The organism is Streptomyces sp. NPDC059852 (genome assembly GCF_042731455.1).
Classification (GTDB): Bacteria; Actinomycetota; Actinomycetes; order Streptomycetales; family Streptomycetaceae; genus Streptomyces.
This window is the reverse complement of the sequence record NZ_JBHWJK010000033.1, coordinates 17,801-31,336: the sequence shown is the minus strand read 5'-3', so window position 1 is coordinate 31,336 and position 13,536 is coordinate 17,801. Positions and strand designations below refer to the sequence as shown.

15 protein-coding genes and 1 tRNA gene are annotated in these 13,536 nt (G+C 72.3%); 9 read left to right on the top strand and 7 right to left on the bottom strand.

Features of this window, described 5'->3' with window-relative positions:
* Positions 1-52: 52 nt before the first annotated feature.
* Positions 53-126, top strand: a tRNA-Met gene (locus ACFV46_RS30155).
* A gap of 125 nt (positions 127-251) precedes the next feature.
* On the opposite strand, the gene ACFV46_RS30150 is transcribed toward ACFV46_RS30155, so the two are convergent.
* Positions 252-668 carry a Fur family transcriptional regulator gene (locus ACFV46_RS30150; RefSeq protein WP_151785774.1) on the bottom strand — a complete coding sequence of 139 codons (417 nt, stop codon included), beginning with the start codon at positions 666-668 and terminating at the stop codon, positions 252-254.
* Positions 669-821: 153 nt separating this feature from the next.
* On the opposite strand from ACFV46_RS30150, the gene ACFV46_RS30145 reads away from it, so the two are divergent.
* The gene (locus tag ACFV46_RS30145; RefSeq protein WP_385500556.1) at positions 822-2,273 is read left to right on the top strand and encodes a catalase; all 1,452 of its coding nucleotides are present in this window, start codon (positions 822-824) and stop codon (positions 2,271-2,273) included.
* A 71-nt stretch (positions 2,274-2,344) separates the two neighbouring features.
* Here the strand turns inward: ACFV46_RS30145 and ACFV46_RS30140 are convergent, their stop codons facing one another.
* Both ACFV46_RS30140 and hisN read right to left on the bottom strand, forming a co-directional pair.
* Positions 2,345-2,737, bottom strand: a complete 393-nt coding sequence (locus ACFV46_RS30140; RefSeq protein ID WP_361925888.1) for a CBS domain-containing protein — start codon at positions 2,735-2,737, stop codon at positions 2,345-2,347.
* A gap of 136 nt (positions 2,738-2,873) precedes the next feature.
* Positions 2,874-3,674 carry a histidinol-phosphatase gene (gene hisN / locus ACFV46_RS30135; protein WP_361925890.1) on the bottom strand — a complete coding sequence of 267 codons (801 nt, stop codon included), beginning with the start codon at positions 3,672-3,674 and terminating at the stop codon, positions 2,874-2,876.
* A gap of 194 nt (positions 3,675-3,868) precedes the next feature.
* Between hisN and ACFV46_RS30130 the strand changes: the two genes are divergently transcribed.
* On the top strand, positions 3,869-4,489 hold the full coding sequence (locus ACFV46_RS30130) for a TetR/AcrR family transcriptional regulator (protein WP_376729087.1): 621 nt from the start codon (positions 3,869-3,871) through the stop codon (positions 4,487-4,489).
* On the opposite strand, the gene ACFV46_RS30125 is transcribed toward ACFV46_RS30130, so the two are convergent.
* The 4 genes from ACFV46_RS30125 to ACFV46_RS30110 all read right to left on the bottom strand — a co-directional run bounded on the left by ACFV46_RS30125 (position 4,486) and on the right by ACFV46_RS30110 (position 8,074).
* Positions 4,486-4,809 (bottom strand): multidrug efflux SMR transporter, encoded by a 324-nt coding sequence (locus ACFV46_RS30125; protein WP_151785779.1) that lies wholly within the window; start codon positions 4,807-4,809, stop codon positions 4,486-4,488. The two genes, ACFV46_RS30130 and ACFV46_RS30125, sit on opposite strands and share 4 nt — an antisense overlap.
* A 129-nt stretch (positions 4,810-4,938) precedes the next feature.
* A complete protein-coding gene (gene rsgA, locus ACFV46_RS30120; RefSeq protein WP_361925894.1) occupies positions 4,939-5,949 on the bottom strand; it encodes a ribosome small subunit-dependent GTPase A in 1,011 nt (336 codons plus the stop codon).
* Between the two features lie 17 nt (positions 5,950-5,966).
* Entirely contained in the window at positions 5,967-7,283 is a 1,317-nt protein-coding gene (gene aroA / locus ACFV46_RS30115; protein ID WP_385500555.1) for a 3-phosphoshikimate 1-carboxyvinyltransferase, read from the bottom strand.
* Positions 7,284-7,351: 68 nt separating this feature from the next.
* Positions 7,352-8,074 (bottom strand): M50 family metallopeptidase, encoded by a 723-nt coding sequence (locus ACFV46_RS30110; RefSeq protein WP_361925898.1) that lies wholly within the window; start codon positions 8,072-8,074, stop codon positions 7,352-7,354.
* 50 nt (positions 8,075-8,124) lie between these two features.
* On the opposite strand from ACFV46_RS30110, the gene ACFV46_RS30105 reads away from it, so the two are divergent.
* The 6 genes from ACFV46_RS30105 (at position 8,125) to ACFV46_RS30080 (ending at position 13,489) form a co-directional block, all read left to right on the top strand.
* The gene (locus tag ACFV46_RS30105; RefSeq protein ID WP_385500554.1) at positions 8,125-8,940 is read left to right on the top strand and encodes an SOS response-associated peptidase; all 816 of its coding nucleotides are present in this window, start codon (positions 8,125-8,127) and stop codon (positions 8,938-8,940) included.
* Position 8,941: 1 nt separating this feature from the next.
* Entirely contained in the window at positions 8,942-9,580 is a 639-nt protein-coding gene (locus tag ACFV46_RS30100; protein ID WP_385500553.1) for an alpha/beta family hydrolase, read from the top strand.
* A gap of 257 nt (positions 9,581-9,837) precedes the next feature.
* Positions 9,838-10,533, top strand: a complete 696-nt coding sequence (locus ACFV46_RS30095) for a sigma-70 family RNA polymerase sigma factor (RefSeq protein ID WP_192806204.1) — start codon at positions 9,838-9,840, stop codon at positions 10,531-10,533.
* Complete coding sequence (gene rsrA, locus ACFV46_RS30090; RefSeq protein ID WP_151785786.1) at positions 10,530-10,832, top strand: mycothiol system anti-sigma-R factor; 303 nt, start codon at positions 10,530-10,532, stop codon at positions 10,830-10,832. The genes ACFV46_RS30095 and rsrA overlap by 4 nt, the downstream gene beginning before the upstream one ends.
* A 111-nt stretch (positions 10,833-10,943) precedes the next feature.
* The gene (locus ACFV46_RS30085) at positions 10,944-12,251 is read left to right on the top strand and encodes an HD-GYP domain-containing protein (RefSeq protein WP_385500550.1); all 1,308 of its coding nucleotides are present in this window, start codon (positions 10,944-10,946) and stop codon (positions 12,249-12,251) included.
* Positions 12,248-13,489 (top strand): HD-GYP domain-containing protein, encoded by a 1,242-nt coding sequence (locus ACFV46_RS30080; RefSeq protein ID WP_385500549.1) that lies wholly within the window; start codon positions 12,248-12,250, stop codon positions 13,487-13,489. Before ACFV46_RS30085 ends, ACFV46_RS30080 begins: the two co-directional genes overlap by 4 nt.
* Positions 13,490-13,536: the final 47 nt, after the last annotated feature.

Here is a 13,536-nt window from a genome sequence, read left to right as displayed (position 1 = left end):
CTGAAGTGATTTGCCTCGGTCCGCGTCCTTGACGTAGTGTTCATTTCACCGACGCGGGGTGGAGCAGCTCGGTAGCTCGCTGGGCTCATAACCCAGAGGTCGCAGGTTCAAATCCTGTCCCCGCTACTCAAGGCCAAGGGCCGGAATCCTCAGGATTCCGGCCCTTGGTGTTTCCCGTCGCACCTCCCGCGGCCGCCGGGCAGCGCGAAGCCCCGGCACCGCTAGGGCGCCGGGGCTTCAGAAGATCGGGCTCAGGCCTTGGAGCAGTTCGGGCAGACGCCCCGGTACGTGACCTCGACCTCGGAGACCGAGAAGCCGAAGCGCTCGGAGTCGGGAAGATCGGCCATCGGGTTCCCCGTGGGGTGGACGTCCCGGATCGTGCCGCACTGCGCGCACACCAGATGGTGGTGCGGCTGGTGGGCGTTCGGGTCGTACCGCTTGGCGCGCTTGTCGGTGGAGACCTCCACCACCTCGCCGAGCGAGACCAGCTCACCCAGCGTGTTGTAGACGGTGGCGCGGGAGATCTCGGGCAGCTTGGCGACGGCTCGGGCGTGCACCTCGTCGGCCGTCAGATGGACGTGCTCGCCGGCGAGGACCTCGGCCACGACGCGCCGCTGTGCGGTCATGCGCCATCCGCGTCCACGCAGCCGTTCCAGAAGGTCACTCATGGCAGACACCTTAACAGCACCAGGACCAGCTTCTGAACAGATGTGACTTTGGAGCCTCACTTGACTTAGACAATGTCCATTGTAGGATCGGTGACGAGTTTGGCCAAGGGACAGGAACGGCCCGACTCACCCAGAACCAAGCAGGAGGCGTACGTGACCCAGGGACCGCTCACGACGGAAGCCGGAGCTCCGGTGGCCGACAACCAGAACAGCGAGACCGCGGGGATCGGCGGCCCGGTCCTCGTCCAGGACCAGCTCCTGCTCGAGAAGCTGGCCCACTTCAACCGCGAGCGCATCCCGGAGCGCGTGGTGCACGCCCGCGGCGCCGGCGCGTACGGCACCTTCACGGTGACCGCCGACGTCACGAAGTACACCCGGGCCGCGTTCCTCTCCGAGGTGGGCAAGGAGACCGAGGTCTTCCTGCGCTTCTCCACGGTCGCGGGCAACCTCGGCGCCCCGGACGCCGTGCGCGACCCGCGCGGTTTCGCGGTGAAGTTCTACACCGAGGAGGGCAACTACGACCTCGTCGGCAACAACACCCCGGTGTTCTTCATCCGGGACGCGATCAAGTTCCCCGACTTCATCCACACCCAGAAGCGCGACCCGTACACCGGCTCGCAGGAGGCGGACAACGTCTTCGACTTCTGGGGTCTGTCGCCCGAGTCCACGCACCAGGTGACCTGGCTGTTCGGCGACCGCGGCATCCCGGCGTCCTACCGCCACATGGACGGCTTCGGCTCGCACACCTACCAGTGGAACAACGAGGCCGGCGAGGCGTTCTGGGTCAAGTACCACTTCAAGACGGACCAGGGAATCAAGAACCTGACCGCCGAGGAGGCCGAGATCCTCGCGGGCAAGGACCCCGACTCCCACCAGCGGGACCTGCGCGAGGCCATCGAGCGCGGCGAGTACCCGTCCTGGACCGTGTACGTCCAGATCATGCCGGTGGCCGAGGCGGCGACCTACCGCTTCAACCCGTTCGACCTGACCAAGGTCTGGCCGCACGCGGACTACCCGCTGATCGAGTTCGGCAAGCTGGAGCTCAACCGCAACCCGGAGAACATCTTCGCCGAGGTCGAGCAGTCCATCTTCAGCCCCGCCCACTTCGTGCCGGGCATCGGTCCCTCCCCGGACAAGATGCTCCAGGGCCGTCTCTTCGCGTACGGCGACGCCCACCGCTACCGCGTCGGCATCAACGCCGACCACCTGCCGGTGAACCGCCCGCACGCCACCGAGGCGCGCACCCACTCCCGTGACGGCCACCTGTACGACGGCCGCCACAAGGGCGCGAAGAACTACGAGCCGAACAGCTTCGGCGGCCCCTTCCAGACGGACCGCCCGCTGTGGCAGCCCGTCGCCGTCTCCGGGGTCACCGGTGAGACGGTCACGCCCGTCCACGCCGAGGACAACGACTTCGTGCAGGCGGGCAACCTCTACCGGCTGATGTCGGAGGACGAGAAGGAGCGCCTGGTGAAGAACCTGGCGAACGCCATCTCGGGTGTGACGCGCGACGACATCGCCGAGCGCGCGATCAGCAACTTCCGGCAGGCCGACGAGGACTTCGGCAAGCGGCTGGAGGTCGCCGTGCGGGAACTGCGCGGCTGATCACCAGCACTGGACCGCCTGCCGGGCGGACGGGCCGGGTTCCCTCGGGGAGCCCGGCCCGTCCTGTGTGCTCAGGCGGGAACCCGCTGACGGGCCGGGGCCCAGCAGCGGATGACGTCCCGGACGGAGACGACGCCGACGGGCTCGTCTCCCTCCAGCACGATCAGATGGCGGAAGCCGCCGTGCGCCATGGCGCGGGCCGCCTCCTCCAGCGTCCAGGACGGCGTGGCGAAGACGACGTCGCCGGTGGTGTGGTCCTGGACCCGCTCGGTGTCCGGACTCTGCCCGAGACCGACGGAGTTGAGGATGTCGCGTTCGGTCAGGATCCCGACGCCGCCCGCGTCGGGATCATGGACGACGGCCGCGCCCACCCGGCGGGTGGACATCAACGCGGCTGCCTGGCGAAGGGTGTGGGTGGGGCCGATGGTGAGGACCACGGTGCTCATGGCGTCTCGTACGAGCATGGATGGAGCCACCTCCTGAAGTGCCCCCGCACCGCCGCTCCTGCCCGGCACCGGACGCGCCAGTCGGCGATGCACAAGTTCACAAGTGGGGGGATCCCCAGAGTGACAGGCAAAGAGGGGGTCAACAAGAGGGCCGTCAGTAGCGGCCGTTGAGGTAGCCCAGGAGTTCGTCGTGCAGCAGTCCGTTCGAGGCCGCGGCGTTGCCGCTGTGCGGGCCGGGGCGGCCGTCGAGGCCGGTGAAGGTGCCGCCCGCCTCCGTCACGACGATGGCGGTGGCGGCCATGTCCCAGAGGGACAGCTCGGGTTCGGCGCACAGGTCCACCGCACCCTCGGCGACCATCATGTACGGCCAGAAGTCGCCGTACGCGCGCGTGCGCCACACCTCGCGGGTCAGGTCGAGGAAGCCGTCGAGGCGGCCCTGCTCCTCCCAGCCGCTGAGCGAGGAGTACGCGAACGACGCGTCCGCCAGCTTCGAGACGCGCGAGACGTGCAGCCGGGTCGCGGCGGACAGACTGCGCCCGCTGAACGCCCCGTACCCCTGGGCGGCCCACCAGCGCCGGCCGAGCGCGGGCGCGGACACGACACCGACGACCGGCTGGAAGCCGCCCTCGCCCGCCTCCATCAGCGAGATGAGCGTGGCCCACACCGGGACCCCGCGGATGTAGTTCTTGGTGCCGTCGATCGGGTCGATCACCCAGCGGCGGGGGCCGGTGCCCTCGACGCCGTACTCCTCGCCGTGGATCGCGTCTCTCGGGCGGGCCCGCTGCAACTGCCCCCGGATCAGCTCCTCGGCCGCCCGGTCGGCCTCGCTCACCGGCGTCATGTCCGGCTTGGTCTCGACCTTGAGGTCGAGCGCCTTGAAGCGGTCCATGGTGGCGGCGTCGGCGGCGTCCGCGAGGACGTGGGCGAGGCGGAGATCGTCGAGGTAGTCCGGCATGGAACGAACCGTATCTGCCGTGATCGGTATGGGGCCACCACGCCCCCGCGCGGACCCGGCCCCGCGCGCCACCCGGGGCCCGGTCCCGGGTTCCGAACACCAGGCCGAAGGGCGCCCCGTACGCCGTCGCGAACCCTTGACAGTGCCCCCGCACCCGTCAAATCTGGGCGCTAAGCCGCTCGCCCCAGGAGGCGATGATGCCTGCAGCGCGGGATTCACTGCTCGACGCCGCCCACTCGGCGCTGGCGCGCCGGCCGTGGTCCGCCGTGCGGATGGTCGACGTGGCCGCGACGGCCGGGGTCTCCCGGCAGACGCTCTACAACGAGTTCGGCAGCAAGGAGGGGCTCGCCCGCGCGCTGGTCCGCCGGGAGGCCGACACCTACCTCGCGGGCGTCGAACGCGCCCTCGCCGCCCCCGGCGACGTCCGCGGCCGGCTGACCGCCACCGCCGAGTGGACCGCCCGCCTCGCCCGCGACAACGCCCTGGTCCGCGCCCTGCTCACCGGTTGCTGGAGCGAGCGCCTGCCGTCGCCGTCGCTGTCCGCCGTGCCGTCCTCCTCGGCCGTGCCCGCCCAGCGCAGGGCCGACGGGCCGCTGCCCGGGCCGGGCGACTTCGTGGCCATGGTGCGCGAGCGGGCCGTCTCGGTGCTCGCCGGGTCCGGCACCGCCCCGCCGGACCGGGCCGGCCTCGCCCGCGGCTGCGAACTCGCCCTGCGGCTCGCCCTGTCCTGTGTCGCCGCCCCGCCGCCCGGCGAGGACGGCGTCACCGAGCTCGTACGGGAGGCGCTGGACCGTCAGTTGACGGACACCCCCTAGTGGGCCGATCCGGACAGCTGGAGGCCGACCACGCCCAGGATGACCAGGGAGATCGACACGATCTTCAGCGTCGAGACGATGTCGCCGAGGAAGATCATCCCGTAGATCGCGGTGCCCGCCGCCCCGATGCCCGTCCACACCGCGTACGCCGGACCGACGTCCAGCTTCCGCAGGGACAGCGTCAGCAGGCCGAAACTGCCCAGCGCGAAGATGCAGAAGGCGACGGTCGGCCACAGCCGCGAGAAGCCGTGCGACAGTTTGAGACAGACGGCGAAGCCGGTTTCGAGCAGCCCCGCCACGATGACCAGCAGCCACGCCATGTGCTGTCCTCCCGTACGCCGTGTTTCGGTGACCGCTTCGTCAGAATCGTCAGCCTTTGGCCAGGCTTGGAGCTCGCTCGGTGCGATTATGCCCTTACCGCACTCGTGGGGGGACAAACAACGCGGAGGTCAGTCGCCCTCCGTGCGCTCCCGCGTGGCCAGCAGCCGCCGCAGCGAGTAGAGCCGCGCGGGATCGGCGTGCCCCTCCGCCACCCACGCGTCCAGCGCGCAGTCGGGCTCGTCGTGACTGCACGCGCGCGGACAGCCCTCGGTGCCCGGCTCCAGGTCGGGGAACGCGTGGATCACCCGGGACGGGTCGATGTGGGCGAGGCCGAACGACCGGACGCCCGGGGTGTCCACCACCCAGCCGTCCGCGCCGCCCAGCGGCAGCGCGAGCGCCGACGTCGTGGTGTGCCGGCCGCGCCCGGTCACCGCGTTGACGTGCCCGGTCGACCGCCGGCGGTCCTCCGGCACCAGCGCGTTCACCAGTGTCGTCTTGCCGACGCCGGAGTGGCCCACGAACGCCGTGACCCTGCCGTCCAGATGCTCGCGCACCCGGTCCGCGGCGGCCCCGTCGGCCAGCTCCTCACGGTTGGTGACGACATACGGGATGTCCAACGCGCCGTACAGCTCCAGCAGTTCGTCCGGCGATGCCAGGTCGGACTTCGTCAGCACCAGCAGCGGCTCCAGACCGCCGTCGAACGCCGCCACCAGGCAGCGGTCGATCAGCCGGGGCCGCGGCTCGGGGTCGGCGAGGGCGGTGACGATCGCGAGCTGGTCGGCGTTGGCCACCACGACCCGCTCGAACGGATCGTCGTCGTCGGCGGTGCGGCGCAGCACCGAGGTGCGGTCCTCGATGCGCACGATCCGCGCGAGGGTGTCCTTCTTGCCGGAGAGATCACCGACGAGGGCCACCCGGTCACCGACCACCGCGGCCTTGCGGCCCAGTTCGCGTGCCTTCATCGCCAGGACGACCCGGTCCTCCACGAGACAGGTCAGCCGGCCCCGGTCGACGGTGAGGACCATGCCCTCGGCGGCGTCCTCGTGCTTGGGCCGGATGTTGGTCCGGGGTCTGGTGTTCCGACGGCCGGGGCGCGTGCGGATGTCGTCCTCGTCGGTGTGCTTGCCGTAGCGGCGCATCGCTGTGTCCCCGAGCCCTACGCCCCGAGCATCCCGGTCCACAGAGCGGGGAAGTCCGGCAGGGTCTTCGCCGTCGTCGCCACGTTCTCGATGCGTACGCCCTCGACCGCGAGGCCGATGATCGCGCCGGCCGTCGCCATGCGGTGGTCCTCGTAGGTGTGGAAGACGCCGCTGTGCAGCGGGCGCGGGCGGATGTGCAGGCCGTCGGCGGTCTCGGTGACGTCACCGCCGAGTTCGTTGATCTCCTTGGTGAGCGCGGCCAGCCGGTCCGTCTCGTGCAGCCGCAGATGCGCCACCCCGCGCAGGGTGGAGGGGGAGTCCGCGAGGGCCGCGACCGCCGCGATGCCCGGGGTCAGCTCACCGACCTCGCCGAGGTCCACGTCGATACCGTGGATCGCACCCGAACCGGTGAACACCAGCCCGTACTCGGTGAGTTCGCAGGAGCCGCCCATCTCGGTGAAGATCTCGCGCAGCCGGTCGCCGGGCTGCGTGGTGCGGGCCGGCCAGTCCGGGATCAGGATCTTGCCGCCGGTCACCAGCGCCGCCGCGAGGAACGGCTGGGCGTTGGACAGGTCCGGCTCGACCGTCAGATCACGGCCGAGCAGCGCGCCCGGCGTGACCCGCCAGACGTTCGGCTCGCCGCCCGACTCCGGGGTGTCCACCTGGGCGCCGACCGCGCGCAGCATGTCGACGGTCATCCGGATGTGCGGCATCGACGGCAGTGTGGAGCCGGTGTGCCGGACCTCGACGCCCTGGTTGAACCGCGGACCCGACAGCAGTAGCGCCGACACGAACTGGGACGACGACGAGGCGTCGATCTCCACCAGGCCGCCCTCCAGCGCGCCCCCGCCGTGCACCGTCAGCGGCAGCGCGCCCCGGCCGTCGTCGTCGATCCGGGCACCGAGGACGCGCAGCGCGTCGATCACCCCGTGCAGCGGACGCTCGTACGACCGCGGGTCTCCGTCGAAGCGGACCGGGCCGTCGGCCAGCGCGGCCACCGGGGGCAGGAAGCGCATCACCGTGCCGGCGTTGCCCACGTCGACCGTGGCCGGGCCGCGCAGGCCCGCCGGCAGCACCCGCCACGCCTCGCCGGTGCCCTCCGGACCCACGCCCTCCTCGATGCCGACGCCCATCGTGCGCAGCGCGCCGGCCATCAGCAGCGTGTCGCGGGAGCGCAGCGGACGACGCAGCCAGCCCGGCTCGCTGGCCAGGGCGGCGAGGACGAGGGCGCGGTTGGTGACCGACTTGGACCCCGGCACGTGGACCGTCGCGTCGACGGCTCCGCTCGCGTGCGGGGCGGGCCAGAGGGCGGTGGATGCGTCGTTCGGGGCCATGGCCCCACTTTATAAGCAGGCGGTCCCGCCGGTGCCGCGCCGTGGGCCGCGCCCCGTGACACAGCGCGTCACAGGTCCAGCAGCCACCGGCCCCCGCCGAGGAGCGCGCACAGCGACACCGCGTGGAACAGGAACAGCCACAGCCCCGCCGGTACATGGGTGAGCCGCGACAGCTGGTCCGCGTCCGAGTCGCCCGCCCCACCGTGCGACCGCTTCGCCTGCAGCTCGAAGGCCGGCCGGACACCGCCCACGAGGAGGAACCACACCACCGCGTACGCGAACGCCGCCTGCACCTGCGGTCCCGTGAGCCACGAGACGACCACGAAGGTGCCGCCCGTGAGGAACACCGTGAGCGCCCCGTACGCGTTGCGGATCATCACCAGCATCGCCAGCAGCAGCAGCGTCGCCAGCCACAGCAGCAGCGTGATCCGCCCGGCGGACAGCAGCGCGGCCCCGCCGAGCCCCAGCAGCGGCGGGGCCGTGTAGCCCGCGGCCGCCGTGAGGATCATCCCGATGCCGTACGGCTTGCCGCGGCTGACGGTCAGGCCGCTGGTGTCGGAGTGCAGCCGTATCCCGGTCAGCGTCCGGCCGGTCAGCAGGGCGACCAGTCCGTGCCCGCCCTCGTGGGCGATGGTGATGGCGTTGCGCGACAGCCGCCACAGACCGGGCGGGACGACGACGGCGAGCGCCGCCACCAGGGTGGCGATCACCACCCACAGGTCCGGGTCGGTCTGGGTACCGGAGACCTCGCCCCACAGGGAGGCGAGCGAGGCGGATGCGGTGCGGTCCATGTGAGGCATCGGCTCCCTCGGGGTGGATGGAATCTGGCAGTGTGGCACGTATGTGCGGACGGTATGCGGCCAGTCGTGGGCCCGAGGATCTCGCGGCGATCTTCGGAATCGAGAAGTGGGAGCCCGAGGAGACCCTGGAGCCGGACTACAACGTGGCCCCGACGAAGGAGGTCCACGTCGTCCTCGACCGTCCCCTGAAAGACGCGGCCGACCCGCGCCCGGTTCGTCAGCTGCGCACGCTGAAGTGGGGACTGGTCCCGAGCTGGTCCAAGACGCCCGAGACCGCCTTCAAGATGATCAACGCACGCGCGGAGACCGTCCACGAGAAGCCGTCGTACCGGCGGGCCTTCACCTCCCGGCGCTGCATCGTCCCCGCCGACGGCTACTACGAGTGGGTCACCGGCCGCCAGGAGCTGGACCTGGAGCAGGAGGGGAAGCGCAAACGGCCGCGCAAGCAGCCCTACTTCGTGCTCCCCGCCGACGGCTCGGTGTTCGCGATGGCCGGACTGTACGAGTTCTGGCGGGACCGGACCCTGCCGGACGACCACCCGCGGGCCTGGTGGGTGACCTGCTCGGTGATCACGACGGAGGCGGAGACGGCCCCGCTGGCGGTCGCGCCCGAGGAGGGCCCGCGCTCCCTGGCCGACATCCACCCCCGGATGCCGCTGATGCTGACCCCCGACCGCTGGGACGCCTGGCTGGACCCCGCCCGCCAGGACCCGGAGGAGCTGCGGTCCCTGCTCGCGCCGCCGCCGTCCGGGCTGATGCGCGCCTACCCCGTCTCCACCCTCGTCAGCAACGTCCGCAACAACGGCCCGGAGCTGCTGAAGGAGCTCGACGGCGCCGAAGAGGGCACACTCTTCTGACGTGACGACCGAGATCATCGAGACCATCGCCACGGACGCGGGGGACGCCCGCGTCACCTGGCACCCCTCGCCCCGGCCCCGGCTCGTGCTGGCCGTGAGCCACGGCGCCGGCGGCGGCATCGGGGCCCGCGACCTCGTGGCGCTCGCCCGGACCCTCCCGGAGCACGGCGTGAGCGTCGCCCTCGTCGAGCAGCCCTGGCGGGTGGCCGGCAGGAAGGTGGCGCCCGCGCCGAAGACCCTGGACACCGGCTGGCGGGGGCTGTGGCCGGCGCTCGCCGCGCCGGGGCTGCCCGTGATCGCGGGCGGACGCAGCGCGGGCGCCCGCGTCGCCTGCCGCACGGCTCGTGAACTCGGGGCGCACGCCGTGCTGGCGCTCAGCTTCCCCCTGCACCCGCCGGGCAGGCCTGAGAAGTCCCGGGCGGACGAACTGCTCGGCGCCGGGGTGCCCACCCTCGTCGTCCAGGGCGGCAACGACCCCTTCGGCAGGCCGGAGGAGTTCCCCGACGGCCCGTACGAACTGGTCGAGGTGCCCCACGCCGATCACGGCCTCGCCGTGCCCAAGCGGGCGCCCCTCGGGCAGGACGGGGCCGTGGCCCTCGTCACGGACGCCGTGGCGGGGTGGGCCGGGTCACTGGGGTAAAGGTTCGGGAATGATGCGGGCCCGGCCTCTGTTGTGGCGGACATGCGGTGCTGAGCACCGGCACCGACGTCGTAGGAGAGGAAGTCCACCGCATGGGTTCGACCTTCTGCCCGAGTCGCAGCAGCCGTGCCGACCTGGACTGGACGGTGCTGCACGCGGCCAAGACCGCTCCCATTCGAGGGGCGGCAGGCACGGCAGGTCGTCTATCCTCCGATTCAGGCACGGCCGGATTCGGCCCTGCCCGCAATCTTGAGGAGGTGGGTCCGGTTCCCGGTACCGACGCAGGGACCGACAACGGCCAGGCGGAGCAGCCCGAGGGCCTGGGCACGGGCGTGGGCACGTCCCCGGAGACGACCGCGGAGCGCACCGCGCGCTTCGAACGGGACGCGCTGGAATTCCTCGACCAGATGTACTCGGCCGCCCTGCGCATGACGCGCAACCCGGCCGATGCCGAGGACCTGGTGCAGGAGACCTACGCCAAGGCGTACGCGTCCTTCCACCAGTTCCGCGAGGGCACCAACCTGAAGGCCTGGCTGTACCGGATCCTCACCAACACCTTCATCAACTCGTACCGCAAGAAGCAGCGCGAACCCCAGCGCTCCGCGGCCGAGGAGATCGAGGACTGGCAGCTGGCGCGCGCCGAGTCGCACATGTCGACGGGTCTGCGCTCCGCGGAGTCGCAGGCGCTCGACCACCTGCCGGACTCGGACGTGAAGGAAGCACTGCAGGCGATCCCCGAGGAATTCCGCATCGCCGTGTATCTGGCCGACGTAGAGGGCTTTGCGTACAAGGAGATCGCGGACATCATGGGGACACCCATCGGTACGGTGATGTCCCGGCTGCACCGGGGCCGCCGTCAACTGCGCGGCATGCTCGAGGACTACGCCCGCGAGCGCGGGCTGGTCCCGGCCGGCGCCGGAGAGTCGGACGAAGCGAAAGGCTCGGGCTCATGAGCTGCGGAGAGCCGCACGAGACGGACTGCTCCGAGGTACTCGACCACCTCTACGAGTTCCTCGACAGCGAGATGCCGGACGTCGACCGCGACAAGTTCAAGCAGCACTTCCAGGAGTGCTCGCCGTGCCTGGAGAAGTACGGGCTCGAAGAAGCGGTGAAGAAGCTCGTCAAGCGCTGCTGCGGCCACGACGACGTCCCCACGGACCTGCGCGCGAAGGTGCTGGGCCGGCTCGACCTGATCCGCTCAGGTCAGTCCGTGCCCGAGCACGACGTCGCCGCCGCGCCGCAGGAGACCTGACCGCCGCGTCACCCGAACGTGCGAATGGCGGGCGACACGCCCGCACCCGCCCCCCGGCCCACCTAGGCTCCGCGTGAGCTGAGCAGGTGACGGTTGGGGGAGGGGCCGGGCATGGAGACCTTGCCGGCACGGGCGCGCGTGTACGTCGCCTGTGCCGCCCTCGCGGCGGCGCTCTGCCTGCTGCCCGTGCCCTTCGCAAGTCCGCCCTGGTGGGCGGTGGCCCTCCTCGCCGCGCTGTACGCGGGCGGGGGACGCGTCGCCGCCCGCGGACGTCTGCCGGGCACCTTCTACCCCGTGCTGCTGGCCGGGGCGTTCCTGCTGCCGCCGCCCGCCGCCGCCCTCGTCGCGGTGCCGGGCGCGCTGCTCGGGCCCGTCGGGCGCCGGCCGCGCGGAATGCGCCGCCTGTGGCGGGCCTCCCAGCTCGTGCTCGCCGTGCGCGCGGCCGCCGAGGTCCATGCGGCACTGGGCGAGCCGGGCGCCGTGACCGCCGCCGAGTTCCCCGGCGCGCTCGCCGCCGCCGGGGCCGCCGTCGTCGCCTTCTGCCTGGTCCTCACCCTGCTCGACGGCGGCATCCTCGCGCTCGCCGAGCGCGTCCCCGCCCGCCGCGCCTGGCGCGGCCTCTTCCCGCGCTCCCTCGCGCCCATCGCCGTGCACGGACTCGCCGGGCTCATGATGGCCGTCCTGTGGCAGAGCCCGTACGGCCCGGTCGCGGCGCTGCTCGTGCTGCTCCCCATGTGCGTGTCGTGGTGGGTGTTCGCCCAGTACCACCGGGAGCACGCGGCCCACCAGGCCACCATCCGCGCCCTCGTCCAGGCCGTCGACATCAAGGACGGCTACACGCGGGGCCACAGCGAGCGCGTCGGGCACGCCTCCATGATGATCGCGCGCGAACTGGGCCTGGAGGACGAGCGGGTGGAGGTGCTGCGCTTCGCCGGCATCCTGCACGACGTCGGCAAACTCGGGGTGCCCACCCGGCTGCTCCGCAAGGACGGCCCGCTCACCCCCGAGGAACGCCGGATCATCGAGCTGCACCCCGAGTACGGGCACGAGATGGTCCGCGGCATCTCCTTCCTCGGCGAGGCCCGGGCCGCCGTCCTGCACCACCACGAACGCCTCGACGGCAGCGGCTACCCCTACGGGCTGAGGGGAAGCCAGATCCCGGAGCCCGCCCGGGTGGTGGCCGTGGCGGACGCCTTCGACGCGATGACGTCCACGCGGTCCTACTCCCGGGCCCGGCCCGTCCCCGTCGCGCTGCGCGAGCTGGAGCGGTGCGCCGGCTCGCAGTTCGACCCCCGGATGGTCACCGCGCTCGTCCGGGCCGTCCGCCGCTTCGGCTGGCACCCCGCCGTGACCGCCGACGAGACCGGCGCGCCCCCGCCCCGCCCGCCCGTCTCCAGCGCCCCCGGGGCCCACCGATGACCGCCCCGCGGCCCCCGCTCCTGCTCGGGTGCGTCCACACCGGCGCCGCCCTCCTCGCCGGCCTCTCCCTGCTCGACTGCCTGCGCGACGGCCTCGACGAACGCGGCACCGCGCTCGCCTTCGGCGCCCTCGTCGTCCTGGGCGAACTGACCCGCAGGCCCGGCGCCGAGGGCCGGGAGACCGCCCCCCTCGGCGCCGCGGCCGCCCTGTCGTACGCGCTGCTCGGGGAGGCCGGCGGGGAGGCCACCCACCACGGGGTGACCCAGGTGGTCGGCGTCGTGCTCGCCGCCTCGCTGCTCGGCAGCGTGCCGCACATCGCACAGGGCCGGCCCGTGCGGGACCACCTCGCGCGGCGCGTGCTCACCACCGGCTTCGCCGCCGTCTGTCTGCACCCCCTCTACAACCAGGGCGCCTTCCACGGCCGGGGCACCTCCTACGCCCTGCTCCTCGCGGCGGTCCTCACCCTCACCTTCCTGTGCGACGCCCTGCTCGCCGCGGCCCTCGCGCACTCCCGCACCGGCTGGCCGTTCGGCCCGCTGCTCCGGGACGAACTGCGGGCCACCCTCGGCATCGGCTCGGCGGTCTGCGCGACGGGCGCGGTCATGGCGCTCGCGGTCGCCGTGGTCGGGCTGTGGGCGCTGCCGGTCTTCTCCGTGCCGCTGCTGCTCACCCAGATGTCGTTCCGCAGATACGCCGCCGTGCGGACCACCTACCGGCAGACCATCGCCTCCCTCGCCCGGGCCACCGAGATCGCCGGCTACACCCCGGCCGGGCACGCCCGCCGGGTGGCCGCCCTCAGCCGGGAGGTCGGCCGGGACCTCGGGCTGTCCGAGGCGGAGCTCACGATCCTGGAGTACGCGGCGCTCATGCACGACATCGGACAGCTCAGCCTCGTCGACCCGGTGCCGGCCGGGGCCACGGCCCGGCTGCCCGCCGAGGAGCAGCGGCGGATCGCGCTGCTCGGCGGGGCCGTCGTCCGGCAGACCGGGGTGAGCCCCCAGGTGGCCCTGGTCGTGGAGCGCCTGGCGGACCCCTGCGCCGAGCAGCCGGTCGCCGCCCGGATCGTGCGCGCGGTGAACGCCTACGAGGAGAAGGCCCGCGACGCCGGGCCCGGCGGTGCACTGAAAGCCCTGGAGGAGCTGCGCCTGGGGACGGCGGGGGAGTACGCCCCCGAGGTCGTCGGATCGCTGGCGCGGGTCCTGTCCAGGGACGGTCTGAGCATGCCCGTGGCTGGGTAACCCATGGGTAATGAGCGCCCTTCCAGCCGTACGTGGTTGGATGCGAA

Coding starts and splice junctions, on each gene's coding strand:
- rsrA (WP_151785786.1), top strand. CDS start 10,530: ATGAGCTGCGGAGAGCCGCACGAGACGGACTGCTCCGAGGTACTCGAC.
- ACFV46_RS30105 (WP_385500554.1), top strand. CDS start 8,125: ATGTGCGGACGGTATGCGGCCAGTCGTGGGCCCGAGGATCTCGCGGCG.
- ACFV46_RS30080 (WP_385500549.1), top strand. CDS start 12,248: ATGACCGCCCCGCGGCCCCCGCTCCTGCTCGGGTGCGTCCACACCGGC.
- ACFV46_RS30125 (WP_151785779.1), bottom strand. CDS start 4,809: ATGGCGTGGCTGCTGGTCATCGTGGCGGGGCTGCTCGAAACCGGCTTC.
- ACFV46_RS30085 (WP_385500550.1), top strand. CDS start 10,944: ATGGAGACCTTGCCGGCACGGGCGCGCGTGTACGTCGCCTGTGCCGCC.
- ACFV46_RS30130 (WP_376729087.1), top strand. CDS start 3,869: ATGATGCCTGCAGCGCGGGATTCACTGCTCGACGCCGCCCACTCGGCG.
- aroA (WP_385500555.1), bottom strand. CDS start 7,283: ATGGCCCCGAACGACGCATCCACCGCCCTCTGGCCCGCCCCGCACGCG.
- rsgA (WP_361925894.1), bottom strand. CDS start 5,949: ATGCGCCGCTACGGCAAGCACACCGACGAGGACGACATCCGCACGCGC.
- ACFV46_RS30150 (WP_151785774.1), bottom strand. CDS start 668: ATGAGTGACCTTCTGGAACGGCTGCGTGGACGCGGATGGCGCATGACC.
- hisN (WP_361925890.1), bottom strand. CDS start 3,674: ATGCCGGACTACCTCGACGATCTCCGCCTCGCCCACGTCCTCGCGGAC.
- ACFV46_RS30110 (WP_361925898.1), bottom strand. CDS start 8,074: ATGGACCGCACCGCATCCGCCTCGCTCGCCTCCCTGTGGGGCGAGGTC.
- ACFV46_RS30140 (WP_361925888.1), bottom strand. CDS start 2,737: ATGCTCGTACGAGACGCCATGAGCACCGTGGTCCTCACCATCGGCCCC.